Raw genomic sequence first — 25,342 nt, forward strand, 5'->3', positions numbered from 1 at the left:
CCCGAGTGAGTGTTTGCCATGACCGACACCCAGACCCATTACCGCACCTGTAACATCTGTGAAGCCATGTGTGGCCTCGAAATCCAGCATCGGGGTAACGAGATCCTGTCCATCAAGGGCGACAACAACGACCCGTTCAGCCACGGCCATATCTGCCCGAAAGCCGTTGCACTGCAGGATTTCTACAATGACAAGGACCGCCTGAAAACACCCATGAAGCGCACCGCCGACGGCTGGCAGGAGATCAGCTGGGAAGCTGCCTTCGAGGAAATCGCCTCGCGGTTTCGGGACATCCAGCAGGAACACGGCCAGGATGCCGTTGGGGTGTATCTGGGTAATCCAAACGCCCATAACTTCGGCAACGCCATCATGCTGCCGCGGTTCTTCAAGGCGCTGGGCACCAACAACCGCTACAGCTCCGCCTCCGCCGACCAGTTACCGCACCACGTGGCTTCCAATTACATGCTCGGCGCAGGCATGCTGATTCCGGTGCCCGACATCGACCATACGGATTTCATGCTGATCATTGGCGCCAACCCAATTGTCTCCAACGGCAGCCTGATGACCGCACCCGGCGTGGGGAAACGGCTGAAAGCCATCCAGCAACGCGGCGGCAAAGTGGTGGTGGTTGATCCACGGCGCACCGAAACCGCGAAAAAGGCCGACCAGCACCTGTTCATCCGCCCGGAAACCGATGCACTGTTCATGCTGGCCATGGTCCACACCCTGTTCGAGGAACAACTGGTTACCCTTGGCCACCTGGAAGACCGGATCGACGGGCTGGAACAACTGGCCGAGGCCGTCAGACCCTATGCTCCGGAATCCGTAGCGGACGCCTGCGGTATGAGCGCTAGCGCCATCCGCGAGCTGGCACGGGAGATGGCCGCTGCCAAAAGTGCGGTTTGCTACAGCCGCATGGGCGCCTCGACGCAGTCGTTCGGCGGCCTCTGCCAGTGGCTGAACAACGTGCTGAACATTCTTACCGGCAACTTCGATAGCCGCGGCGGCGCCATGTTACCCCAGCCGGCCTTTGATCTTGTCAGGGACAAAAAGGGCAAGCCGAGTTCCTATGGCCGCTATGAGTCCCGGGTGCGAAAACTCCCCTACTTCAACAACGAATTCCCCGTGGCTACCCTGGCCGATGAGATCCTGTCCCCGGGCGAGGGCCAGATCCGCGCGATGATCACCATCGCCGGTAATCCGGTGCTTTCGGCGCCCGGCGGAGCCCGACTGGAAGACGCTTTCGATGCCCTGGATTTCATGGTGTCGGTCGATATCTACCTGAACGAAACCACCCGTCACGCCGACATCATCCTGCCGGCCACGACCGGGCTGGAAGTGCCGCACTTCGATGTGTTCTTCAACTCTTTCGCCGTTCGCAATACCGCGAAATTCTCGGAACCGATGTTCGAAAAAGCGCCAAACCAGAAACACGACTGGGAAATTCTGCGGGATCTCGCCCTGCAGTTAACGGGCCTGGAAGACGATGGCGTAACGCCGGAGGCCATGCTGGATCTGGGCCTGAAACACGGCGCCTACGGAAAAGAGGGCATGAGTCTGGAGACCCTGAAAGCCAACCCTCATGGCGTGGATCTGGGGCCGCTTCAGCCCTGCCTGGCGCAGCGCATCCAGACCGAAGACGGCAAGATCCGGGTGGCTCCGCAGCTGTATCTGGACGATCTGAAGCGCCTGAATGCCTCAGGCCTGTTGCAGGCAGATGAGACCAGCGACTATCCGTTCACGCTGATCAGCCGCCGCCTGCCCCGCAGCCACAATACCTGGACCCAGAATTCCCACCGCCTGGTCAAGGGCAAGAACCCGTGCACTTTGCAGATGAACGCGTCAGATGCCCTCAAAATCGGGCTTGAAGACGGACAACTGGCCAAGGTTACGTCGGCTTCCGGGAGCATCAACCTGCCGGTGGAAATCGACGACGATATGTTCGAGGGTGTGATCAGCATGCCCCAGGGCTGGGGCCACAACCGGCCCGACACCGCCATGTCGATCGCCGAGGGACAACCCGGCGTGAGCATGAACGACGTTACTGATTCCGGGCGCATTGACGCGTTGACGGGCAATGCGGCGTTCAACGGTACGAGGGTAGCCGTACGCGCAGCCTGATGTGAGATAGGGCATGGAGAAGGTTGCGCGTCTTGCTGAATAGGGGAAGTCTGTCAGTCAGTCTTGGTTGGTACTGCCGGAGGCTGGTCGGCAAATCCCCTTTTATGGGCTTTCTTTCCACACACAAGGCTGACTGCCGGCAGAACCAACAAAGGGCGTTTGATTCGATTCATAGTGCCAGGGAAGGTTTTTCTCGTACGTTTTCAGGCGACACTCCAGCCAACTTTTCCAGACAAGGAACTTGGGATAATCCTTACTTTCCTCAATCAACCTGTCTATCGCCTTCTTCTGAGTTTCGACAGCTTCATCAAACCGACCATTTTCTGCGAGAACCGCCGCTAACGTATCCAGTGTTGTTGCCTGCTTTGATTCATCGTCGTCCTCCATGACTTCCTGAATCAGTTCCAGCGCTCGAGCACCATCACGAAACTCCGCATCGGGGTGGACCGCCAAAAACCAGGAATAATGATGCGCCGAATATACTTCGTTATCGTATTCGACTGATCGTTCGAACAGCGCCTTGGATATGCCAATCTTCTTATCGACACCTTTTCCGAAAGCGTAAGATTTGGCCAGTAAACCAAGAGCAGGCGAATACTCGGAGTAACGATCTCCCCTTAAAATATCCGTTCCTTCTTCATCATTGCCGGGATCATCGTCGTAAAGCAGAATTTTAGCGTTTGCCAACGGCATAAAGTAATCGAGGTACTGATCCCAACGACCGTGCTCCAGGCTTTGCGATAGCTGGTAGTACTCCTTTGCTTTCTCGATATCGCGCGGGATCTGGTAATCGGACAAATAAAGGAAGCTGGCCATGACCGCAGAGGACTTACTACCGTCCTCGTTTGCTGCCGTTTCAAAATATGGCAGAGCTTCCTCGTATTTATTGTCGTCTACAAGATCAAAGCCTTTTCCACTTTGAGTGATTGAACACCCCGCGAGCTGCAACAAACACAGCAAAACGATCCCTCGACACCTGACGCTCACCACCCGTACTCCATCAACCATTGATCAAAACTAAGGTTTTACAGTTTTCTGCAGCTTATTTCACACAATCCGAGCACAAATTCAGCGATCAATAGCGCACTGATTCTCCCCGCGCCGTATCAGCTATCGGAAAACGAGACTGGCTGAGCCAAAACAGGCTGCAAGTAATCGTCACTGACTTCCAATTTATAGACAGTTTTCGATTGAACCAAACAGTCGAGCATGTATTTGCGTGCTCTATGATATTTTTCATCGATTACGTGACGATCTTTTGCCCACCTTTCCCGATCAGGCCACTGAGCATAACCAACCAGGATATTCGGCTTGTCTGAGGTATGGAGTCTTGAACCAAAACTGCCACAGTGCTCATAGATAGCTTTCGTCACTGCAAGCCAAGCTTCGCGAAATGAAGTCTCTGCGCCTTCCTTGATCTCAAACTCATAAACGGCAACAAACATTCATTTCCTCACTGAGTGCTAATGCTTGGGTAACCTGCGCCGGAGCGCCAGCGCAGGCGCGTCCGACAACAGCCACTGGTTAAGCTGCTTCGAAGTCCAGGCGATGAATACCCTCCAGATTGACTGTGCCGCGAGCCACCCATAGGTCATACATATCTTGCATCGCCAACCAGCTCTCAGGAGTACGCCCGAGAACCTTGGACAGCCGCAAAGACATTTCAGGGCTAATGCCACTATCCCCTTTTAGCAACCGAGACAAAGTGGAGGGAGAAACGCCCAGACTGGAAGCAAGCTGACGAGAGCTGATACCGAAAGGCTCCAGGTACACCTCACGAATGAATTCACCAGGATGAGGCGGGTTATGCATAGTCATTAGTGATAATCCTCATAATCAAGAATGTAGGCGTTGCCGTCCTGGAATTCGAACGTCATGCGCCAATTTCCGTTAACCCTAATCGACCACCGGCCTTTATCTTTACCCTTCAATGGATGAAGCCGAAAACCAGGGACATCCATGTCTTCCACTGAAGTCGCCGTATCCAGAGCAGCCAGTTGCATACGCAGCTTCTTGGCATGGTCGGGTTGTATGCCAGACGTGTGGCCGGTCGAGTAAAACCGCTTCAGTCCTTTGTGACGGAATGATTTAATCATGAGGGGATGCTAGCATGTTGCGCATCACGCAACAATAGAGCTTAACGCCGCCAACATGCGCAGCTTTGGAATGGAGGCGCAGCCGCAATGGAGAAGCTGTCGCCGTGCTTGGCATTGTTAAGCCATTCCATCAAGTTCAGCCTGAGTTTCATATAACCCTTCATGCGAACCATCAATAATTGAATTGAGAGAATTTCGCAGCTTCTTGTACTTCTCCTCAGTCTTAAAACCAGAATAGGTTAAATGAGTAAAGAGATTATAAGGCTTGTCTTTTACCGGACTCTCGTTAAGATAAAATCCTTCAAAGTCAGGATTATGGACTACAGTTTTGACTCTCCCACCGGCTTTATCTGCGAGATCTCTGATATTCAGGTTAATCGTCCACATGGCATTCTTAGATCCATCCTTCTTGAACCTTGTATCAAGGTCGTGAATTGCAACAGCATTCGCGTTGAATTGGTCAAATATCTTGATGAACGTCGGAATGTTGGCCTTCCCTCTACAGTTTATAACGCAATAGCTTCCCTCAAGGCCTGATTCTTCAATGATGTATTGATATGCCAAATATTCGGTATCACCCTCAACAAGAAGCGCATTCGAGTAAAAAAAGAACTCGTTAACGGTCGGACAACATCGATTCAGCATTTTTAAATTATCTTTCTCATCAACACTAAAGTGAGCGCGATCTGTTTGAAAATAGCAAACACCATCCTGAGTGTTTGAGACCTTAATCAAAGTAGTATGATCCTGCGTAAGATCAATAAATACAGGAGAGTGAGTTGTACATATGACCTGCCAGCCTTCCATATCAGCCAAGGCATATATCGCCTTCCTCGCCGCTCTTATCAGAGAAGGATGCAAATTTATCTCAGGCTCATCAATAAGCAAAACTTTTGGGGCATCATTTTGAATTACTTTCGACCCCTTCTTGTACATTCCTTCACTGCACAGAGCATTGATAGCCGACCATAAGAAGGCTCTCTTGATGCCAGTACCTTGATGGTCAAGAGAAGATACATTCCCACTTGTTTTTATAAAGAACTTAGAGCCGTCTTTTATCGCGTCTTCAGCCTTAAACTTCCCAACTCCTGTTTCAAAGCTTACAGAAGCTCCCTGAAACAATTTATTCAATTCATTCTCTATCTTTTTGCTCAACTGGTTTACGCTTCCAGAAATTTCTTTATCTACTTCTTTTGCTAACTTTTCTATTTCAGAAACAATGCCAGCTACTTTGCCCTTGTCATCTTTTAGTTTCTTTGCTGCATTTTTTGAGGCAAGATCTTTGACTACCTTTTCAAGACCGTCGTATCCATCATTTGGATTTACTCTGATTGGTGCAGGTAACCTACTTTGTAAAAGCGTATTCCAGCCCCCAGCACCACCTTTTTTCCAGTCGTTGATTTTATTGCTAAAGCTATACTTTGTGCCATTTTCATCAGGGGATTCCCAGCGAATCTGAAACTTAGCACAATCGCCAAATTCTGGATCATTCTGCAGATACCATTCCTGTCCCAAGGTATCTATATCGTCTTGTGTAACATCTTTAAATATACCGGTTATTATTACCGGGCTATCTGTTTCTCTATTGTGAAAATGATCGATACTAAGTGGACTTCCCATTGAGACATAGGCCTCGTATGCATCGAGCATTGTTGATTTGCAACTATTATTCGGACCAACTAGGACAACAATATTATCTATAAGGATTTTCACTTCATCCTTGATGCCCTTGAAATTAGATATAAGTAAGGCTGACAACCTCATAAAGCTCCCCTTTTAAATACGCTTAACGCCTAGCTCTGCCGCTTGTCGGCAGCAGCGCCTTGTTAAGTGCCTGCTTTGCCATAGCTAACTCGCAGTTCATTTGAAATGGCATCTTGATATTTGCCGGTTAAGAACTGCCCCCAAGTTCTACCTTCTCTAAAACTTCGATCTCCTGGGTCGACAAGGAACACGCTCTGGATGATTGCCCATTGATTGTCTACTTTCGCCACGAAATCTACCGGATCTTGTTCTAGAGATTTAATACCGGGACAGACCACCACAACCTGCAAGCCCAACCCCCAAAACAAAGGAAAGAAGCCGACCCGAAATGCCACACTAGTTCTCAACCCTTTAAGATAAGTCCTCATATCTTTGGGGAGCACATTCAGTTCGACCACACATATAGCGCGATTTGTATTCCATGTTTGCTTCTTTAAAAGTGACACACACTCTGGAATTCTCTTGCCATAGCCGGAAACGCTTTTAAAACCATGCTCAGATAATGAATTCAGCACTGATACCCCTAAAGCACTTAACGCTGATGGTAACCGGCGCCGGAGCGCAGCGGAGGGAACCAAAAGCGGTACGCTTTTGGCGTCCGGTTGACCGCCTGGTTATGCATTGTTCGGACCCTGCTCATGATATTGAGTCACCGTATCTGGCAAAACTTCCCACGTCGCCTTGGAGCCTACAAAGATGTGCATGCCAATCTCGATTTCAGGATCGCCGTTCACGCATCCCAAAGTCACACCATGAATGACTCCATTAAAAATGCCACAGAGCGTAGACCCGCATTTGCTACAAAACTGAAGCCCAAAGCCATGGCTGCCCTCATAGGATGTAAGCAACTCCTCGCCGGACAACCAACTGAACTCAGAGGATTCAACCAATGCATATGCTGACGCCTGGGAGCTGAATACTTTTCGGCAGCGGGAGCAATGGCAGGACCTAGCATCACTAAGTATGCCATCGACTTGGTAGCTCACCTCACCACAGAAACACCCGCCGGTTATCGGCACTTCACTCTCCTTAGTGCATAACAGCAATTAGACAGAGCGCTTCATGATTGCAGAAATTTGACCGCTTCGTTATTGCGGCTTCTGGATCACAGTACGCAGTGCCCATAAATTTATAAAACAACAGGTTAGCCCACTACAAACTGCCTTTCCATGTAATCATTTGACATCTGTGATCCACGCCACCAATAATACTGTATAAATAAACAGTATTGGCAGGGAGCCGGGACGCATGAAGGGAAAACAACCTCGCTTACGGGACCAGGTTCATGCGGTTATCCGCGTGAATCATTACAGCATCCGTACCGAAAAAACCTACTGGTACTGGATCCGTTACTTCATTCGTTTTCAGCAAATGAAGCACCCTCGCGATATGGGGCCCAGAGAGGTCAATGAGTTTCTGACCTGGCTCGCTGTGCATCGTAATGTCGCGACAGCCATGCGGATCTGCGCACCACCCAAATTTATACCCACGTCCTCGGACAAGGTTTCGCAGGGGTGCGCAGTCCGCTCGGCTAGCGGTCAGTAAGCCCTCACCACTCCAGCTGAGCCCCGGTCTGGTATTCAATCACCCGCGTTTCAAAGAAGTTCTTTTCCTTGCGCAGGGTGGCTTGCTCGTCGAGCCAGGGCGACACGTTCTTCGCACCCGGGAACGGCTCTTCCAGGCCCACGGTGCGGGCACGGCGGTTGGCCACAAAGCGGAACTGTTCGCTGTGATATTCGGCGGAGTAGCCGAGTATCGGGTCCCGCAAGATGTAGTCCGCATAGGCCCTCTCGGCGGCTTCTGATTCGTCCCACATCTCGCGCACCGCCTTCGGATCGAAGGTGATGCTCTCCTCTTCGACGATCTGGTTGACCACTTTCAGGCCGAATGAGAAGTGCATGGCCTCGTCCCGCAGGATGTACTGCAGCTGTTCACCGGTGCCGCGCATCAGGCCTCGACGCTGCAGGGCGAAGATGGGGCTAAAGCCGTTGTAGAACCAGGTGCCTTCGAACACCGCCGCGAAAAACAGGTAAGACATGATGAATTCCTGCAGGTCGTCCTTGTTACGCAGGTTCATGTCCGGGCGCATGGCCGCATCCAGCCGGCGGTTGGCGATCTGGATCTTGCCGTTGATGGCGGGCACCACACGGTAGCGGTTGTAGATCTCGCTCTGGTCCAGGTTGAGGGTTTCGATGCAGTGCTGGTAGGCCCAGGTGTGCATGGCTTCCTCGTATACCTGCCGGGCCTGGTAGATCTGCAGCTCGGGCGCGCTCATCTTCTCCATCACCGCCAGGCCGATGTTGCGCATGGCGAGGATGTCGGAAGTGGTCAGATAGGCCAACACGTTCTCGTACACATGTTTTTCCGGCGCGGTCAGCCGGTGGTGGTAGTCGTGAACGTCTTGGGCCATGTTCACGTCCAGGGGGGTCCAGTGGTTTTTGTTGGCGTTCATGAAGTACTCCCAGGCCCAGGGGTACTTGAACGGTGCCAGCTGGTTAATGTCGGTTTCGCCGTTGATGACTCGTTTGTCGTCCACGTTCACCGGTGCCGGGGCTGCTGTGTTTGTCGGTTTGGTTTGAGTAGTTGGTTCGTCGTCCCAGTTGAGCATTTTCTTACCTCTACATTCGGTTCACTGTAGGTCGGATTAGCGCAGCGTAATCCGACGGTGGTTCGTGAACTCTGGCTTGGTTGTCGGATTACGGCTTCGCCTAATCCGACCTACATTTACCGCGGCGTTACTGACAGGCTTCGCAGTCCGGATCGTCGATGCTGCACACCTGGGGCTGGGGTGCGGCAACCGGAGCGGTTTTTTCAGCGCCGGTGGCACCCAGGGAGCGCAGGTAATAGGTGGTTTTCAGCCCACGTTCCCAGGCCAGCTGGTAGAGGGCATCCAGCTTCTTGCCGCTGGGCTCGGCCATGTAGAGGTTCAAACTCTGGGCCTGGTCCAGCCATTTCTGGCGCCGGGCCGCGGCTTCCACCAGCCACCTTGCGTCGATCTCAAAGGCAGTGGCGTATCGCGCTTTCAGTTCGTTGGGGATGCGGTCGATTTGCTGAACGCTGCCGTCGAAGTATTTGAGGTCGTTCACCATCACGTTGTCCCACAGTCCTTCGGCCTTGAGGTCTCGGACCAGAGAGGGATTCACCACGGTGAACTCGCCGGAGAGGTTCGATTTCACGAACAGGTTCTGGTACGCCGGCTCGATGGACTGGGACACACCCACGATGTTGGAAATCGTCGCAGTCGGGGCAATCGCCATCACGTTGCTGTTGCGCATGCCGTTTTTTGCGATCAGTTCGCGTACGGGAGACCAGTCCAGCCGGGCGTTGGTATTCACGGACAGGTCCCCTTCCCGGCGGTTTTCCTTGAGCAGGTTAATGGAGTCGATCGGCAGGATGCCCTGCTGCCAGAGTGAGCACTCAAAGCTCTCATAGGCGCCTCGCTCACCCGCCAGCGAAGCCGAGGCGCGGATGGCGAAGTAGCTGAGTTGCTCCATGGCAACGTCGGCAAACTCAACCGCTTCCGGGCTGGAATACGGCAGGCCCAATTGATAGAGCGCGTCCTGGAAACCCATGAGGCCAAGACCGACCGGGCGATGCTTGAGGTTGGAATTCCGGGCCTGAGGTACGGCGTAGTAGTTGATGTCGATAACGTTATCGAGCATGCGCACGGCGGTGTTCACCGTTTGTTCCAGGCGCTGCACGTCCAGCTCGCCGTTGGCGATATGAGCCGCCAGGTTCACGGAACCAAGGTTGCACACGGCAATCTCGTCGGCGCTGGTGTTCAGGGTGATTTCCGTGCACAGGTTAGAGCTGTGCACCACGCCCCGGTGCTGCTGGGGAGAGCGCAGATTGCACGGGTCCTTGAACGTGATCCAGGGGTGGCCGGTTTCGAACAGCACGGTGAGCATCTTGCGCCAGAGCTGCTTGGCCGGGATTTTCTTGAACAGCTTGATTTTGCCCTGCTCTGCGAGGGCTTCGTAATGCTCGTAGCGTTCACGGAAGGCGTTGCCGTACAGGTCGTGCAGATCCGGCGCATCGCTGGGGGAGAACAGGGTCCAGTCCCGGTCTTCGCGCATGCGCTCGATCAGCAGGTCCGGCACCCAGTTGGCCGTATTCATGTCGTGGGTTCGGCGGCGTTCGTCGCCGGTATTCTTGCGCAGCTCCAGGAACTCCTCGATGTCCAGGTGCCAGCTTTCCAGGTAGGCACACACCGCACCCTTGCGCTTGCCGCCCTGGTTGACCGCTACGGCGGTGTCGTTGACTACTTTCAGGAAGGGCACCACACCCTGGCTCTGGCCGTTGGTGCCCTTGATGTGGGAGCCCAGCGCCCGAACTGGAGTCCAGTCATTACCCAGACCGCCAGCCCATTTGGACAGCATGGCGTTATCTCGGATGGCGCCGTAGATGTCTTCAAGATCGTCGCCAACCGTCGTCAGGTAACAGGACGACAGCTGAGAATGGCGGGTACCGCTGTTGAACAGCGTGGGTGTGGACGCCATGTAGTCGAACGAAGACAACAGGTTGTAGAACTCGATGGCCCGGGCATTCGGGTCGTCTTCGCGCAGGGCCAGGCCCATGGCAACCCGCATGAAAAATACCTGAGGCAATTCCAGGCGGGCCTTGTTCCAGTGCAGGAAATAACGGTCGTACAGGGTTTGCAGGCCCAGGAAGCCAAACTGCAGATCCCGCTCCGGCCGAAGGGCGGCACCCAGGCGCTCCAGATCAAAGGTGGCCAGAGCTTCATCCAACAATTCGTAACGGATTCCCGCATCGATAAAGGCACTCAGGGCCTGTGGATAAATCTCAGCCAATGGCAGACTGATGGGCAGGCCCAGGGCGGCGGCATTCTCCAGGCGAAGTTGCTCCAGGAGCAGGCGTGCAGTGACCGCGCTGTAGTCCGGCTCCCGCTCAATCCGGCTGCGGGCTGTCATGATCAAGGCCGACAGCACGTCTTCCTCGGCGATGCCGTCGTACAGGTTGGTCAGGGCATCGTCCACCAGGGAATCACCTTCAATGCCCTCCAGCCCTGTGGCGGCCTGTTCCACCTGCAGTTTCATCAGGCCCAGATCCAGCGGAGCAATCTCGCCACTGGTCTTTTTCACCGTCAGATGGGGGTGCGCCTCAACCGGCGCATGGCGGGCGCGCTCGCGGGCATGCTCTTCCCGATACAGGACGTAGGCGCGGGCCACCTTCTGTTCTTCGGCCCGCATCAGGGCCAGTTCCACCTGATCCTGGATGTCTTCGATATGCACCTTGCCACCGGCCTTCAGGCGACGGCCAATCGCCTGGATAACCTGGTCGGTCACCCGGTGTACCGCGTCATTGATACGGGCGGAACCGGCGGCGGTGTCGCCCTCAACAGCGAGGAACGCTTTGGTTACGGCGATGCTGATCTTGGATGGGTCAAAGCCGACAAGTGTGCCGTTGCGCTTGATGACCTGAAGGGATTCGGTGTCCGTGTGCGAGGTTGGCCGGGGTTCGGCCAGGGCTGAGGCAGACATGCAGTGTTCTCCTGAATACGCGTTGAGTTCCTTTCACCATCGCGTACGCAGGGGCACACCTCGCCATGGGAATGGCTGGGCATAACCGGTCTGCTCACCCTGGGTCGCGAAGGTGCAGTTGGGAGCCGTAAGGCTCCTTCATCCCTGGCAGGTCTTCGGACTCAGGGGCATGAATCGTTCGATTCGGCCTCGTGTGGCGACTTCCCGGCTTTCACCAGTGTCTTGATGCCACGCTTGTTCCCCAATACCGCTGCGCGTCAGTTCCGGAGTCTCACCGGATTCCCGATACCAGAATGGCTGAGATGATCACACGTTGACCGAGTTGGTTACGCACTGATCACTACATCTGGTATTTGACCAAGGATAGAAACACTATATACACGATATTCGGAAGGGACAACCTGAAGCAATAAAAAAGGCCCCGGAGAGGGGGCCAAACACGTGACAGTTTCAACTCAGCCAATCAGTGGCTGATCATCCAGGGCCGCATGGAAGGAAACATCTTCTTCCCGTCAGCGGTGTAGAACAGCATGGACTTTCCGGGTTTCGGGGAGCCACAGCCGCAGGCGCGACTGTGCTCCTTATCATTCGCCCTTCGGTCTGCGGTGGAAAACACCGGCTCATGCCGGGACCGCTCGTTCCGGTCCTCGGCCGCCCTTTTGGCCGGGTCCATGGCGGCAATGTGGGATGGCAACACGATCACCCGCGGCGACATGGCCTTGCAGGTGGGGCATTGCGCCGGCTTGGCCGCATCCTCCATGGTGGCCAGTGTGTGAAAGAGGCCATGTTCACGGCACTTGTAGTCATACACGGGCATGGCGATTACTCCTTATCTTTCGACAGCGGTACGTCCATGCCCCCGCTGACTTTCTTCTGCGGACCCTCAGCGGACGGGTTAATGTCGAAGTCGAAGATGCCCGTCGGCAACCAGAGCGTGGCGCAGGCGTTCGGGATATCCACCACGCCGCTAATGTGGCCTTCCACCGGCGCACAGCCCAGAATCGCGTAGGCCTGGGCCTTGGTATAACCGAACTTGGTCATGTATTCGATGGCGTTCAGACACGCCTGACGATAAGCCACGTGCACGTCCAGGTAATGCTGGCCGCCGTCTTCGTCTACGGAGATGCCTTCGAAGATTACATAGTCATCGTAACGGGGCTTGATCGGGCTGGGCTTGAACACCGGATTCTTGATGCCGTACTTCTTCACGCCGTCCTTGATCAGGTTCACCCGCAGGTGAATCCAGCCGGCCATTTCGATGGCGCCACAGAACGTGATTTCGCCGTCGCCCTGGCTGAAGTGAAGGTCGCCTACGGAGAGGCCGGCCCCGTCCACGTACACCGGGAAATACACCTTGGAGCCACGGGACAGATCCTTGATGTCACAGTTACCGCCATGTTCCCGTGGCGGCACGGTACGCGCGGCCTCGGCGCCGGCAGCCTTGGCCGCGTCACCGGTCATCTGGCCCATATGGGCGGTCTCACCGTTGGGCAGTGTTGCCAGTTCCGGCACACGCTCCGGATCGGTCGCGACCAGTCCGGCCTCACGCTTGTTCCAGGTGTCCAGCAATTCTTTGGAGGGCAGGCAGCCAATCAGGCCCGGGTGAATCAGGCCGGCAAATTCCACGTTGGGAATGTGGCGGGATTTGGTGAACATGCCGTTGAAGTCCCAGATGGATTTCTGGGCCTCCGGGAAGTGTTCGGTCAGGAAGCCACCGCCGTTCTGCTTGGAGAAGAACCCGTTAAAGCCCCACTGGCTCTCTTCGAAGGTGCCGATGTCGAGGATGTCGACTTCCAGCAGGTCGCCCGGCTCCGCGCCCTCGACCCCGATCGGTCCCGACAGGAAGTGAACCTGGCTGAGATCAACATCGCGCACGTCGTCGGCGCTGTCGTCGTTCTTGATCTGGCCGCCGGTCCAGTCATAGCACTCAACGATGAAATCGTCGCCCGGCTTGACGGTGGCCACCAGCGGAATATCCGGGTGCCAGCGGTTGTGAATTTTGTCGTTCTCATAGGCCGACTTGTTCAGATCGATCTTGATAATGGTTTCAGCCATAACGGGCGCTCCTTGGTGTTGGCTTGCACGATTAGGTAACGGCTTTACTATCCGAAATCCCGTCCCTGTGAGGTATTCGCGAAATGCCCCCGGTGCCTACGTCATTCGACGTATTGGTGCACCGTGACCTTCCTGGCCTTCAGGCCGGCTTCAAACCGGCGACAGTCCGGATACGCCAGCAACGCCCGGGCAACGGCGGGTTCCAGACGCTGCCGGAACGCCCGCAGCATTTCACGGGCGCCATAGCGTGCGTCGTAGCCACGGCAAAGTTCCTCTCGCAGCTCAGGCGACAGCGACAGCTCGGCGTGCTTTCTGGACAACCGGCGATTGAGGCCCGCCAGCTCAATGTCCAGCAGGGCGTCCAGCCAGTTGTCGGTAAGTCGGTTGAAGGTGAGGATCTGATCAATCCGGTTGAGGAATTCCGGGTCAAAGTGCCGGCGCAGAGCGGTATCGCGAATGGCCTCGCCGTTGCCAGGTGATAAACCGAGCCAGCGACGCCAGCCCCGCTGGTAGCTCTGCTCATACGTCTCCGCCTCCAGCGCACCGGCGTTGCTAGTCATGAAGATCAGGGTGTTGCGGAAGTCGATTTCCCGGTTACCGGAGGGAAACACCAGCCGACCGGTGTCCAGCACGTTCAGCAGCGTGCGCACCACTTCCTTGCTGGCTTTCTCGATTTCATCAAACAACACAATGCCGGGTTTGCTGAACGAGCCCTGTACCTTGTCCAGATCGAACAGGCTGTGGCCTTCCTTACTGCCCACGTAGCCCGGCGGTGCACCGGTCAGGGCTGCGGCGTAATGCTCCTGGGCCAGGGTGTTCATGTCGATACGGCACAGGCCATCGCGATTACCGTGGATGGCTTCGGCAATGAGGCGCACGGTTTCGGTTTTGCCCACGCCGGTGGGACCCAGGAACAGGTGCACCGCCAGCGGCCGGTTGTCCTCGCCGATATCGGCTTTCACCCGCACCAGCATGGATTCCATGGCGGCCAGAGCCTCATCCTGGCCGACGATATTTTCCCGCAGTCTGGCCATCACGGCCTCGGGCTCGAAGCGGAACCGGGAAGCACGAACCGGGCCTGAGGCGGCCCGGTTCTTTTCAATGGTTTCCCGATTGGCTTCCAGCCGTTCGTTGATAAACGGCATGAACGCCTCCCGGGCTTAGGCCCCTGCGGATTTTTCCTTGCCTTCGAACGGCAGCTCGCCCACCGGGCACTCGGCGGTACCTACCGTCTTCCGGGTCATGGCCTCCACATTTTCCTGCGCCTTCTGGGCGTCCATCACCCAGGTACGGTAGAACTCGAACGGACAGTCGGCCACGCCCTTGTCGCCGTCCCCGGAGGCATGCACACCGGTGTAGCCCCGGTGCAACAGCTTGAACAGGTGATTCTGGGACTGGTCGTTCGCACGGGCATCACGGATCTGGCTCACGGACAGCTGGGCATACTGAATGCCCATGTCTTCCTCACCGCATTCCCCGAGGGTACGGCCATCGAAGCCAATGATCGCGGAGTGGCCGAAGTAGGAATACACGCCGTCAAATCCGGAGGCGTTGGCCACCGCAACGTAACAGTTGTTGGCCCAGGCCATGCTCTTGGCCATCATCACCTGCTGTTCCTTGGCCGGGTACATGTAGCCCTGACAGCGAACAATCAGCTCCGCCCCCTTCATGGCGCAATCGCGCCAGATCTCGGGATAGTTGCCGTCGTCGCAGATGATCAGGCTGATCTTCATGCCCTTTGGACCCTCGGTGACGTAGGTAGTGTCACCCGGATACCATCCCTCGATCGGACACCAGGGGATACACTTGCGGTATTTCTGGACGACCTCACCCTCGTTGTTGATCAGAACCAGGGTGTTGTACGGCGCCTTGTTGGGGTGATCCTCGTGGCGTTCCCCGGTCAGAGAAAACACGCCCCAGGTGTTCGCCTCACGACAGGCGGCGGAGAAGATGGCCGTTTCGTCACCGGGCACGGTGGCCGCGGTTTCCATCATTTCCTCGTTGTCGTACATGATGCCCATGGTGCTGTATTCCGGGAACACCACCAGATCCATGCCGGGCAGGCCGACTTTCATACCCTTGATCATGTCAGCGATGTTGCGGGCGTTGTCCAACACTTCGGCTTTGGTATGCAGCCGCGGCATCTTGTAGTTCACCACCGCTACGCCGACGGTATCGTTGCTGCTGGAAATATCACCGTGTCTCATCGTTCTGCTCCTCGTTAAACCGCCAGATAGCTCGCAATCTTGTCCTGATCCGCTTCTTCGCGGCTCTCTTCGTGCACAATCGCGCCCTTTTCAATCACCAGGATCCGGTCTGCCGCATCCATCACGAAGCTCAGAACCTGCTCCGACACCACAATCGACAGGCCCCGCTCATCCCGGATGCGCCGAAGGGTCTGCGCGATTTCCTTGATAATGTTGGGCTGGATACCTTCCGTGGGTTCGTCAAGCAGCAGCACTTTGGGCCGGGTGGCCAGTGCCCGGGCAATAGCCAGCTGTTGTTGCTGGCCGCCGGAGAGGTTGCCACCACGCCGGTTCTGCATTTCCTTCAGTACCGGGAACATCTCGTAGAGGTCCTCGGGTACCTTCTTCTCACCAACAGCGGCCAGGCCGGTCTCGATATTCTCCCGTACCGTCAGTGTCGGAAAGATCATCCGCCCCTGCGGCACGAAACCGATTCCGGCGCGCACACGCTGGAAGCTCTTCAGGCCGGAAAGGTCGTTACCATCCAGGCTGACTTCACCGCCTCGCGTGGGGGTCATGCCCACCAGGGATTTCATCAGCGTGGTCTTGCCCATGCCGTTACGCCCCACCACGGCGACAATTTCGTTCTTTGCCACGTCGAGGTTGAGGTCATCGATGATGGTGCTTTGGCCGTAGGCCACCGAATGATGTTTGATGCTCAGCATGATCAGTGCCCCAGGTAGACTTCGATGACTTTCGGGTCCGATTTCACGTGCTCGATGGACCCTTCGGAAAGAACTTTGCCCTGATGCATGACCGTGACCCGGTCAGCGATATCACCGACAAACTGCATGTCGTGCTCGATCACCAGTACCGTATGGTCCCTGGTAATCACTCTCAGCAGCTCGGCGGTTTTCTTGCGCTCGGTGACGGACATCCCGGCTACCGGCTCATCCAGCATCAGCAGGTCCGGTTTCTGGATCAGCAGCATGCCGATCTCCAGCCACTGCTTCTGGCCATGGCTCAACGAGGCAGCCGGCTCATTCAGGGCCTCGGTCAGGAAGATGGTTTCAGCCACTTCCTCCACAGCCTTGATCACCTCCGCGTCGCGCTTGAATCCCAGGGCGCCCATCACGCTGTGTCCCTTTGGGTAGGACACTTCAAGGTTTTCAAAGACAGTCAGGTCCTCGAACACCGACGGGGTCTGGAACTTCCGGCCCACACCGGAGTGAACAATCTGGTGCTCCTTGAGCTTGGTAAGCTCCTTACCGTCAAACTTGATGGAGCCGGACGTGGCCTTGGTCTTGCCGCAGATCAGGTCCAGAACCGTGGTTTTACCGGCACCGTTGGGGCCGATGATGACCCGGATTTCCTTGGGATCGAGGTAGAAGGACAGGTCATCCACGGCCTTGAAGCCATCGAATGACACGGTCAGGCCTTCGACCGCCAGCAGGAAATCCCCACTTTTGCTTTTGGCTGCACTCATCACGATTTCTCCGGGCTGTAGGAATCGATCATCGGATCGTAATCAGGAGTCTTCTCAGCGGTCGGCTTCGGCTCTGCGGCTTTTTTCGCGGGCTTAGCCTCCAGCTGTGCACCCTTGTTGCGCTTGAAGATCTTGTCTTCCAGGGGCATGACGTAGGTCTGATACAGGCCGGCCAGACCGTTCGGGAAGGCCAGTACGACGCCGATAAACAAAGCACCCATGGCAAACGGCCAGAGTTCCGGGAAGGATTCCGAGAAGCCGCTCTTGGCGGCATTTACCAGCAAGGCACCGTAGACTGCGCCGAGGATGGACAACCGGCCACCCAGGGCACAGAAGATGACCATCTCGATGGAAGCGACGATGCCGATGAACGACGGCGACATGAAGCCAACAATCAGGGTGAACATGGCACCACCGACGCCGGCAAAAGCCGCTGCCAGGCAGAACACGAAGATCTTGAAGGCGGCAACGTCATAGCCAGAAAAACGCACCCGGTTTTCCTGGGCGTTCATGGCCACCAGGATGCGGCCCAGCTTCCGGTTCTGGACAAGGCGCGCCACAAACAGGCAGAGGAACAGCATGCCAACACAGACAAAGTACAGGATGGTCCGGGCTTCATCGGTGCGGATGTCCCAGCCGTTCAGCGTCTGCAGATCGGTAATGCCGTTCACACCGCCGGTATAGCCCTGCTGTCCGATAATCAGAATCGTCAGGATTGCGGCGATAGCCTGGGTGATGATGGCGAAGTACACGCCCCCCACCCGCCGGGTAAACATGGCGAAGCCGATAACGAACGCCAGCAGAACCGGCACACCGATCACCGCCAGCAGGGTGAAGGAGAAGCTGTGGAACGGTTCCCAGAACCATGGCAACTCGGTGAGCTGGTTCCAGTCCATGAAATCCGGGATGCCGGGGGTGGACTGAATGGCGGTGGCCTCCGGAGTGGAGGCCTCCAGCTTCAGGAACATGGCCATGCAGTAGCCGCCAAGGCCAAAGAACACACCCTGGCCCAGGCTGAGAATGCCGGCCTTGCCCCAGCACATCACCAGGCCAATGGCGACAAAGGCGTAGGTCAGGTACTTGCCCACCATGTTCAGGCGGAATGGGTCCAGCGCCAGTGGCAAAAGCACCACCAGCAACACGGCCAGTGCGACGTAATACAGTCCCTCGCGGGTGGCAAACCATTTCAATGGGGATGAACTCTTCATGACAATCTCCTAGCGACGGACCTTGAGGGCCATGAGTCCTTCTGGACGCAGCATCAGGATGCCGACGACAACCAGTAGGGTGAGCACCTTGGCCATGGAACCACTGAGGAAGAACTCCATGGTGGACTGGGCCTGGGATATACCGAAGGCGGACACAATGGTGCCGATCAGGCTCTGGGCACCGCCAAACACCACCACCAGGAAGGTGTCTACGATATAAGCCTGGCCAGAGGACGGACCGGTGGAACCGATCATGGTGAAGGCAGCACCCGCGACGCCGGCGATGCCACACCCGAGGGCAAAGGTGGCTCGGTCGATACCGGCACTGTTGATACCAACGGCTTCAGCCATGGGGCGATTCTGAACCACCGCCCGCACTTTCTTGCCATAGCCGGATCGGTACATCAGGAAATACACGCCCACGGCAATGGACAGCGCGATGATCATGACGAACAAGCCATTGATGGGCAGCTCCACCAGGTCAGTCACCTGGATCGCCCCCATCATCCACTCGGGCAGGTCCACACCCACTTCCCGGGCGCCAAAGATGGATCGGTAAGCCTGCTGCATGATCAGGCTCAGACCCCAGGTGGCCAGAAGGGTATCCAGTGGTCGGTGATAGAGTCGCCGTATCATGAGCCATTCGACGAATGCCCCCAGGGCAGCACAAATCAGGAAAGCCAGAACCATGGCGACGAAGAAGTAGCCGCCGAACAGGCTCGGCAGATAGGACTGGAAAAAACCGGATGTCAGGTAGGTGGTGTAGGCGCCGAGGATCATGAACTCCCCGTGGGCCATATTGATCACCCCCATCTGACCAAAGATGATGGCCAGGCCCAATGCCATCAGTACGAACACTGAAAACAGGGAGAGCCCGGCAAACCCCTGCATGGCAAATATCGACATCAATTCACTGCTGGTGTAGCCATCAAACATGACCCTTACTCCCCTTGAGACCAACTTACCCTTCAAACCCTTAATCTCGTGTTGCAGAGGCAACGGATGCTGGCGCCCGGGGGCGCCAGCAGTCCGGGCTTATTGGTAGCCTTCCGGGAACGGGTCCGGTTCCATCAGTTCTTCGGTCTCGTAGACAACCTTGTACTGGCCGTCAGGTTGAGCCTGGCCGATGCGGGTCTTGGACCACAGGTGATGGTTTTCGTGGATGCGCACGTAACCTTCTGGCGCTTTCGTGAACTCAATGCCTGCGAACTCTTCACGGATCTTGTCGATGTCGAATGAGCCGGCTTTTTCAACCGCAGCTTTCCACAGCCATGGGCCGAGATAAGCCGCCTGGGTCACGTCACCGATGACCATGTCATCGCCGTAGGCTTCCTTGAAGGCCGCAACAAATTCCTTGTTGTTGGGGTTATCGAGGCTCTGGAAATACTTCATGGAGGCGTAGATGCCGTCCACGTTCTCACCGCCGATACCGCGGATTTCGTCCTCGGTCACAGAGATGGTCAGCAGAAGGGGCTTTTCGTCGGTGAAATCGATACCGGCCGCTTTCATCTGCTTGTAGAAGGCCACGTTGGAGCCACCGACAACCGAGGCAAAGATCACGTCCGGCTTACGCAGCTTGATCTTGTTGATGACGGAGTTGAACTGGGTGTGACCCAGCGGATAGTACTCTTCGCCAGAGACCTTGAGGCCCAGCTTGTCCTCGATGTGCTTGCGGGCGATCTTGTTCGAAGTACGGGGCCAGATGTAGTCCGATCCGAGCAGATAGAAGCTTTTGGCACCCTTGGTTTCTGCGGCCCAGTCGATACTGGCAAGGATCTGCTGGGTCGCTTCCTGGCCGGTGTAGACCACGTTGGGCGACTGCTCAAGACCCTCGTAGAAGGTGGGGTAATAGAGCATACCGTTGTATTGCTCGATAACCGGGAGAACGGCCTTGCGGGAGGCCGAGGTCCAGGCGCCGAAGATCGCAGCAACGTTGTCCTGGCGCAGTAGCTTCCGGGATTTTTCAGCGAAGGTCGGCCAGTCACTGGCGCCGTCTTCCTGAACGAATTCAATCTGGCGGCCCAGGACACCACCGGAGGCGTTGATCTGGTCAATAGCCAGCTTTTCCGCCTGAACCGAGCCAATCTCACTGATCGCCATTGTGCCGGTGATGGAGTGCAGAATGCCGACCGTAACGGTGTCATCCGTCACCGCCAGACCAGTCGTGTTGACCTCTGCTGTGGCCGGCACTGCCGCCTGTGCCGACGTCGCAAGCATGACGGAAGCCGCCAGCGTCATCAGGCTCTTTTTCAGCCCCAGTCCCTTACCGAACGACCGCCCGTTGGCGGCTTGATCTGTCGTATCCATGGTGATTCCTCGCAGTTTTTGAAGTCCGGATCCGCGCTTCCCTTCGAAAGCACAGTGCCCACGAGAATCATTCTGCTCGGCACCCGTACAGGTGCCCATTCGGCAATCGCCCCAGCGCGCTACGTCATTTGACGCATTCCTGTAACCAACAGGACAGGCTAAAAACGCAGGCATGTAGAAGAAGAACATCCCTGCACCGGTCTATGGCACGGATATTGTTCCGGCTTTCTCATCCGGTGCATTTCAGCTTGAAGCTGCACTAACGCGGGGCACTCAAACACCAAAGGCAAGGCAGTCATGGCGGCAAGACAGAATATTTTTCGGGTTCGGCGCAGCTACAACCAGTGGGTAGCCAACCAGACCCTGGAAGACTATGCGCTTCGCTTTACCGCCAAGAGTGCCCGGCGCTGGTCCGCGGCCCGGGTAAGCAACACAGCCCTGGGCGCCATCTCCTTTCTGGCGCTGGAAGCCATCGGCGGCTCCATTACCCTCCACTACGGATTCGACAATGCGGTCGCCGCGATACTGGCCGTCAGTCTGGTGATCTTCCTCACCGCCATCCCGATCAGTTACTACGCGGCCCGTTATGGCGTCGACATTGACCTGCTGACTCGCGGTGCCGGCTTTGGCTATATAGGCTCCACCATCACCTCGCTGATCTACGCCTCGTTCACGTTTATCTTTTTCGCCATCGAGGCCGCCATCATGGCCATGGCGCTGGAAATGCTGTTCGGGATTCCACTAGTCCTGGGCTACCTGATTTGCTCCGTGGTGATCATTCCCTTTGTAATCCACGGGATCACCACGATCAGCCGGTTCCAGGTCTGGACCCAGCCAGCCTTCATCTTTCTCCAACTGGTGCCCTTTGTTTTCATTGTTTACGCGGATGCCTCTTCCGTCAGCGACTGGACACAGTTCGAGGGGCTTAACCCGGTTGATTCCGGTGGCTTCAGCATCGTTATGTTCGGGGCTGCGGCGGCTGTGGTTTTCTCATTGATTGCCCAGATCGGCGAGCAGGTGGATTTCCTGCGCTTCATTCCAGAACCCCGCAATGCCCGGGAAAAGCGACGTTGGTGGGCCGCCGTTATGGCAGGCGGACCTGGCTGGATTGTGATCGGCATGTTGAAAATCCTGGCGGGCTCCTTTCTTGCGGTTCTTGCCCTGAAACAGGGCGTTACCGCCTCGGAGGCGGCTGATCCCACCCAGATGTATCTGATCGCCTTCAATTACATTACCCATTCGCCCGAGATCTCCCTGGCGATGGCGGGCATTTTCGTGATTCTTTGCCAGCTCAAGATCAACGTTACCAATGCCTATGCCGGCTCCATCGCCTGGTCCAACTTCTTCTCGCGACTCACCCACAGCCACCCCGGACGAGTTGTCTGGCTGTTTTTCAACGTCGCCATTGCCCTTCTGGTGATGGAACTGGGCGTTTACCGGGCGCTGGAGGAAACCCTGGGTTTCTATGGCATCGTCGCCATTGCCTGGGTTGGTTCGCTGGTGGCGGATCTGGTGATCAACAAACCACTGGGGCTCAGTCCCGCACACATTGAGTTCAAACGTGCCCACCTGTACGACATCAACCCGGTCGGGGTTGGTGCCATGCTGACGGCCTCTGTAGTAGGCATCATCTGCCACACCGGCATACTGGGCGTCTATCCGGAGGCTCTGTCCCATTTTATCGCCATGGGAGTCGCGCTGATCATGGCGCCTCTGATCGCCTGGAAAACCGGTGGCCGTTTCTACACAGCACGGCCATTTGTCCCCATCGCTACTGATCATCAGCTCGTGCAATGCACGATTTGTGAACATCACTTCGAACCAGAAGATCTCACCCATTGTCCCGCGTACGACGGCACCATCTGTTCACTGTGCTGTTCACTCGATGCCCGTTGCGCAGACGCCTGCAAACCGGGGGCCGGATATCAGGAACAGCTCAACCAGTTTCTCGGGAGCCTGATGCCAAAACCGGTTTTGGCCGGTCTGCGCTCAAGGCTCGGGCATTTTCTGAGCCTGCTGGTGCTCATCAACGGCCTTTCCGGCCTGCTGCTGTCCCTGATCTATTTCAAGACGCCGGTCGCTTCACCCGCTGAAGGCATTCTTTTGTCAGTGACCCTGTGGAAAGTGTTCTTCATTCTGGTGATCGTAACCGGCGTGATCTGCTGGCTGTTCGTGCTCGCCCACGAAAGCCGGGTGGTGGCCGAGGAAGAGTCCCGACGCCAGAACCGCCTCCTGATGGAAGAGATCGTCGCCCACGAACGGACCGACCAGGCTCTTCAGCAGGCAAAGGAACAGGCGGAGGCCGCCAACGGGGCGAAAAGTCGCTATTTGACGGGGATCAGTCATGAACTCCGTTCCCCGCTCAATGCCATCCTCGGCTATGCCCAGTTAATGGAAAACGACGAGACCATTCCCTCCCACCGCAAGGAAGCCCTCGGCGTGATACGCCGAAGCGGTGAGTACCTCGCCGATCTGATTGAGGGGCTGCTGGATATTTCCAAAATTGAAGCCGGCCGGCTGGACCTGCACCGCGATCAGGTTCGAATAGAGCTGTTGATGGAGCAACTGGTAACCATGTTCCGCCTGCAGGCGGAAGACAAAGGCCTGGCCTTCGATTACCACTGCCCCAACCCGCTTCCGGAGATGGTCACCACCGATGAGAAGCGGCTGCGCCAGATTCTGATCAACCTTCTCTCCAACGCCATCAAATACACGGATCGGGGCGGCGTCTCCCTGACCCTGCGTTATCGCAGTCAGGTCGCCGAGTTCACCGTACGCGATACCGGGGAAGGCATAGCCCCTGAGAATGTGGAACGCATCTTCCGACCCTTCGAACGTATCCGGACACCGGGGCAAAGCCGGGCCGGCACAGGCCTGGGTCTGACCATTACCCGCCTGCTCACGGAAATCATGGGTGGCGATATTTCGGTCGAGAGCGAACTGGGTCAGGGTAGCGTCTTCCGGGTCAGCCTGATGCTATCAAGCCTGCATTCTTCAACACCCCGCTCAATCTCCATGCCGGCCAGGCGCATCTACGGCTACCACGGCTCCCGGCGCAAAGTACTGCTGGTGGATGACGATGTGTCCCACCGCCAGGTCATGCGGGCCATGCTCTCGCCCCTGGGCTTTGAAATCGTCGATCTTGGCAATGCTCTGCAGGTTTTGGCAACCGTTGAGGCCGAACGCCCTGACCTTGTGCTTCTCGACGTGTCCATGCCGGGCCAAAGCGGCTGGGAAGTCCTGGCAATGCTACGACAGCACAAGCACACCATGCCTGTCGTGATGGTCTCTGCCGACGCTAACGAGGGCCACCACGCCGCAGACTCACCGCGTCTGCACGATGGCTACATCATCAAACCGGTTCGGCTGAACCTGTTGCTCGACACCATTGCCAGCGTGCTGGATCTCAATTGGCGATTCGATAAGAGCCCGGATCCCATGGCGGCTATTCCAGCACCCGACCATGGCGTTTTGCCTTTACCCAAAATGGAGCAGCGCCTGGCTCTGGCCACTCTGGCCCGGATCGGACACCGGAAAGGCCTGCTTGAGGCATTGCATGACCTGAAACACAGCGGTGAGGCAGCCGAACCCTTTGCGATTGAGCTCACCAGACTCACCAACGATTTCCAGTTTGAGAAAATTCTTGAACTACTCGAGGTAGCCGAACATGAAGCTTCATAATGACCGGAAGACTGTCGTGATGGTCGTAGATGACGCAGTCGACTCCATTCGAATGATCAACGATGCCATGGAAGAGGCAGGTATGACGGTGCTCGTTGCCCTGGAAGGAAACCAGGCGCTTACGATCAGCCAGAATATCACCCCGGATGTGGTGTTGATGGACGCTTTGATGCCCCATATGGACGGCTTTGAAACCTGTCGTCGATTGAAAGAGAACCCTGCGTTCGCCGATATTCCTATCATCTTCATGACCGGTCTAAGCGATACCGAGCACGTTGTTATGGGGCTCAACGCCGGTGGCGTGGATTACGTGACCAAACCGATTAACACCACCGAACTCCTGGCCAGAATGGATGTACACCTGACGAACGCCCGCATGACCCGCAGTGCTCGTAGCGCCCTGGATACGGCCGGTCAGAACCTGTTTGCGGTGGACCGCGAGGCGAATTTGCTCTGGGGCACGCCACAGGTTTGCCAGTACCTGCCCGACGCAGCGCACCCCGAATTCCCCGAGGTACGTGCCAGACTGGAGGAATGGCTGGGCCATCGTCCCGAGCCGGGCCACAGCATGCCAGTCGAAATCATGGGCATCGACAGAACGGTAGAGTTTCTTGCCCTTGTGGATAACCGGGAATACCTGCTGAGGCTGAAAACACCACAGAACCAGAACAGCGCAACAGCAGCCTTGCGGCAACGGTTCGAGCTGACACTGAGAGAATCCGACGTGTTACTCTGGATCGCGAACGGCAAGACCAACCGGGAGATAGGCCAGATCCTGGATATGAGTCCCCGAACCGTTAACAAACACCTGGAGCAGGTATTCCGGAAACTGGGCGTAGAGAACCGGACGGCGGCCGCAGCCAGTGCAATCCGCTTGCTGGCAATCCAGTAATGGCCTCGGGCACTTTTGCTCATAGCGTCTGTCCATCGGGGTACT

At 56.4% G+C, this 25,342-nt stretch carries 22 protein-coding genes and 1 riboswitch; of the genes, 4 read left to right on the plus strand and 18 right to left on the minus strand.

The genetic code is table 11. The features are described from left to right. Positions 1-18 precede the first annotated feature (18 nt). Positions 19-2,121 carry a molybdopterin-dependent oxidoreductase gene (locus tag J3362_RS11905; RefSeq protein ID WP_349519950.1) on the plus strand — a complete coding sequence of 701 codons (2,103 nt, stop codon included), beginning with the start codon at positions 19-21 and terminating at the stop codon, positions 2,119-2,121. Positions 2,122-2,223: 102 nt separating this feature from the next. Here the strand turns inward: J3362_RS11905 and J3362_RS11910 are convergent, their stop codons facing one another. The 7 genes from J3362_RS11910 to J3362_RS11940 all read right to left on the minus strand — a co-directional run bounded on the left by J3362_RS11910 (position 2,224) and on the right by J3362_RS11940 (position 7,000). Next, positions 2,224-3,072 (minus strand): tetratricopeptide repeat protein, encoded by an 849-nt coding sequence (locus tag J3362_RS11910; protein WP_349519952.1) that lies wholly within the window; start codon positions 3,070-3,072, stop codon positions 2,224-2,226. 155 nt (positions 3,073-3,227) lie between these two features. Continuing rightward, positions 3,228-3,566, minus strand: a complete 339-nt coding sequence (locus J3362_RS11915; RefSeq protein ID WP_349519953.1) for an antibiotic biosynthesis monooxygenase — start codon at positions 3,564-3,566, stop codon at positions 3,228-3,230. Between the two features lie 79 nt (positions 3,567-3,645). Then, entirely contained in the window at positions 3,646-3,939 is a 294-nt protein-coding gene (locus tag J3362_RS11920; RefSeq protein WP_012137899.1) for a HigA family addiction module antitoxin, read from the minus strand. Beyond that, positions 3,939-4,217, minus strand: coding sequence for a type II toxin-antitoxin system RelE/ParE family toxin (locus tag J3362_RS11925; protein ID WP_349519955.1), 279 nt, complete (start codon positions 4,215-4,217; stop codon positions 3,939-3,941). The genes J3362_RS11920 and J3362_RS11925 overlap by 1 nt, the downstream gene beginning before the upstream one ends. A 117-nt stretch (positions 4,218-4,334) precedes the next feature. Continuing rightward, complete coding sequence (locus J3362_RS11930; protein WP_349519956.1) at positions 4,335-5,981, minus strand: ATP-dependent nuclease; 1,647 nt, start codon at positions 5,979-5,981, stop codon at positions 4,335-4,337. Between the two features lie 62 nt (positions 5,982-6,043). Further along, positions 6,044-6,496 carry a hypothetical protein gene (locus J3362_RS11935; protein ID WP_349519144.1) on the minus strand — a complete coding sequence of 151 codons (453 nt, stop codon included), beginning with the start codon at positions 6,494-6,496 and terminating at the stop codon, positions 6,044-6,046. A gap of 99 nt (positions 6,497-6,595) precedes the next feature. Then, positions 6,596-7,000: a GFA family protein gene (locus tag J3362_RS11940; protein WP_349519958.1), complete on the minus strand. Its 405-nt coding sequence runs from the start codon at positions 6,998-7,000 to the stop codon at positions 6,596-6,598. Positions 7,001-7,229: 229 nt separating this feature from the next. On the opposite strand from J3362_RS11940, the gene J3362_RS11945 reads away from it, so the two are divergent. Next, entirely contained in the window at positions 7,230-7,526 is a 297-nt protein-coding gene (locus tag J3362_RS11945) for a site-specific integrase (RefSeq protein WP_349519960.1), read from the plus strand. 4 nt (positions 7,527-7,530) lie between these two features. On the opposite strand, the gene J3362_RS11950 is transcribed toward J3362_RS11945, so the two are convergent. The 11 genes from J3362_RS11950 to urtA all read right to left on the minus strand — a co-directional run bounded on the left by J3362_RS11950 (position 7,531) and on the right by urtA (position 20,724). Further along, on the minus strand, positions 7,531-8,589 hold the full coding sequence (locus tag J3362_RS11950; RefSeq protein ID WP_349519962.1) for a ribonucleotide-diphosphate reductase subunit beta: 1,059 nt from the start codon (positions 8,587-8,589) through the stop codon (positions 7,531-7,533). 127 nt (positions 8,590-8,716) lie between these two features. Next, positions 8,717-11,482 (minus strand): ribonucleoside-diphosphate reductase subunit alpha, encoded by a 2,766-nt coding sequence (locus J3362_RS11955; protein ID WP_349519964.1) that lies wholly within the window; start codon positions 11,480-11,482, stop codon positions 8,717-8,719. A 129-nt stretch (positions 11,483-11,611) separates the two neighbouring features. Continuing rightward, positions 11,612-11,790: riboswitch (cobalamin riboswitch) on the minus strand. A gap of 155 nt (positions 11,791-11,945) precedes the next feature. Then, positions 11,946-12,299, minus strand: coding sequence for an FmdB family zinc ribbon protein (locus tag J3362_RS11960; RefSeq protein WP_041645822.1), 354 nt, complete (start codon positions 12,297-12,299; stop codon positions 11,946-11,948). Between the two features lie 5 nt (positions 12,300-12,304). Beyond that, entirely contained in the window at positions 12,305-13,537 is a 1,233-nt protein-coding gene (gene fmdA / locus J3362_RS11965) for a formamidase (RefSeq protein WP_108018271.1), read from the minus strand. A 101-nt stretch (positions 13,538-13,638) separates the two neighbouring features. Next, positions 13,639-14,682, minus strand: coding sequence for an AAA family ATPase (locus J3362_RS11970; protein ID WP_349519967.1), 1,044 nt, complete (start codon positions 14,680-14,682; stop codon positions 13,639-13,641). 15 nt (positions 14,683-14,697) lie between these two features. Further along, positions 14,698-15,744 carry an aliphatic amidase gene (locus J3362_RS11975; RefSeq protein ID WP_349519968.1) on the minus strand — a complete coding sequence of 349 codons (1,047 nt, stop codon included), beginning with the start codon at positions 15,742-15,744 and terminating at the stop codon, positions 14,698-14,700. A gap of 14 nt (positions 15,745-15,758) precedes the next feature. Further along, a complete protein-coding gene (gene urtE, locus J3362_RS11980; protein WP_014578803.1) occupies positions 15,759-16,448 on the minus strand; it encodes an urea ABC transporter ATP-binding subunit UrtE in 690 nt (229 codons plus the stop codon). A gap of 2 nt (positions 16,449-16,450) precedes the next feature. Further along, positions 16,451-17,209 carry an urea ABC transporter ATP-binding protein UrtD gene (gene urtD, locus J3362_RS11985; protein WP_162851866.1) on the minus strand — a complete coding sequence of 253 codons (759 nt, stop codon included), beginning with the start codon at positions 17,207-17,209 and terminating at the stop codon, positions 16,451-16,453. Next, complete coding sequence (gene urtC, locus J3362_RS11990; protein WP_349519970.1) at positions 17,209-18,417, minus strand: urea ABC transporter permease subunit UrtC; 1,209 nt, start codon at positions 18,415-18,417, stop codon at positions 17,209-17,211. Before urtC ends, urtD begins: the two co-directional genes overlap by 1 nt. 9 nt (positions 18,418-18,426) lie before the next feature. After that, positions 18,427-19,353: an urea ABC transporter permease subunit UrtB gene (gene urtB, locus J3362_RS11995; RefSeq protein WP_014578806.1), complete on the minus strand. Its 927-nt coding sequence runs from the start codon at positions 19,351-19,353 to the stop codon at positions 18,427-18,429. A 99-nt stretch (positions 19,354-19,452) separates the two neighbouring features. After that, a complete protein-coding gene (gene urtA / locus J3362_RS12000; protein WP_014578807.1) occupies positions 19,453-20,724 on the minus strand; it encodes an urea ABC transporter substrate-binding protein in 1,272 nt (423 codons plus the stop codon). A gap of 297 nt (positions 20,725-21,021) precedes the next feature. Here urtA and J3362_RS12005 point away from each other — a divergent pair, with 297 nt between their 5' ends. Together J3362_RS12005 and J3362_RS12010 are read left to right on the plus strand one after the other, a co-directional pair. Beyond that, positions 21,022-24,405, plus strand: coding sequence for an ATP-binding protein (locus J3362_RS12005; protein ID WP_349519972.1), 3,384 nt, complete (start codon positions 21,022-21,024; stop codon positions 24,403-24,405). Then, the gene (locus J3362_RS12010) at positions 24,392-25,297 is read left to right on the plus strand and encodes a response regulator transcription factor (RefSeq protein WP_053113353.1); all 906 of its coding nucleotides are present in this window, start codon (positions 24,392-24,394) and stop codon (positions 25,295-25,297) included. Before J3362_RS12005 ends, J3362_RS12010 begins: the two co-directional genes overlap by 14 nt. Positions 25,298-25,342 lie beyond the last annotated feature (45 nt).

The sequence above is a fragment of the Marinobacter sp. NFXS11 genome (genome assembly GCF_040148675.1).
In the GTDB taxonomy this organism is placed as follows: domain Bacteria; phylum Pseudomonadota; class Gammaproteobacteria; order Pseudomonadales; family Oleiphilaceae; genus Marinobacter.